The 900-nt window shown below is 56.4% G+C and carries 2 protein-coding genes and 1 pseudogene; 1 reads left to right on the forward strand and 2 read right to left on the reverse strand.

Translation table 11 applies throughout. The features are described 5' to 3' along the window. On the reverse strand, positions 1–109 hold a 109-nt coding region (locus ACX3P0_RS25290), incomplete at its 3' end, for a DUF6522 family protein (protein WP_459092946.1). 305 nt (positions 110–414) lie between these two features. Here ACX3P0_RS25290 and ACX3P0_RS25295 point away from each other — a divergent pair. Beyond that, positions 415–719: pseudogene (locus tag ACX3P0_RS25295) on the forward strand (hypothetical protein). On the opposite strand, the gene ACX3P0_RS25300 reads toward ACX3P0_RS25295, so the two are convergent. Then, the coding region (locus tag ACX3P0_RS25300) for a hypothetical protein (protein WP_459092984.1) at positions 708–900 on the reverse strand (193 nt) is incomplete at its 5' end. The pseudogene ACX3P0_RS25295 and the gene ACX3P0_RS25300 sit on opposite strands and share 12 nt — an antisense overlap.

Below are 900 nucleotides of genomic sequence, written 5' to 3' on the forward strand. Positions count from 1 at the left end.
TGCCGTTACGAACAAGATCCTGGACAGCCGAGGCATCAATCCCAAGCCCTTTGCCAATGACAGCCGCGTCGACCTCGATCGCGCCGTCATCGAATTTGATTTCTGTCATGTCAGCCAGTTAACCTTCGCAGAACGTCGGATACATGCCGAGTGGCGGCCGAGATCACTACGTCAACGTCCAGCGCTAACGCTTGTTCCTTCGGTGTCTTTCAGGGACGCTTTCGTCTTTGTCGCTCGCCGGTCATCGGATAATGCTGGCGCAGAGGGAGCGCACCACGAGCACTACTCATTTCAAAACGGCCGTTCGCCGGGGTGTCGTCACTGTAACGGCTTGTTGGGACCCGCCGCGACAGACGCAGACGCATGAACACCTCGCCCATCAGCTACAAGCTCCACCGTTTTTCACCCTAGAACATCGCCAATGCGGTATGGCTCTATTTTCGCTTTCCACTGAGCCTGAGCTTGGTCGATAAGAACCATTGGCTTTGGTGGCCGTCGATCAGGATGGATATGTCCTTGACGAGATCGTCCAGAAACGCCGCTGCGAAACGCGAAAGGACGATGCAGTGTTTCCGATCACCAGGAAGCCTCCGCACTTCGTCGATCTTCTCTGCTCTTCGCAATCTGCTCGTCCCGCCCACTCAAAACGCTCTGCTCTCGCCATCTACATTCACCGCCTGCAAGCGATGGTGCATGGAACGCCGCAGTTAGGAAATTAGCGTGAATTGAGCACCACCGGGATAAGCGCAATCATTTTCAGATAACGTGACAACACCCCAAATGGTGTTCAAAGCGGTTTGGCCGGCCCCCCTGAGGTGGTCCGGGTTTAATGTTAGTGCATGACGGGTCTTGGCGCTACGGCCGGTGTGGCCGGCGAAGCTGGTCCGGGTTGCGCAGCCG

It is taken from the genome of Mesorhizobium sp. A556 (assembly GCF_054489545.1).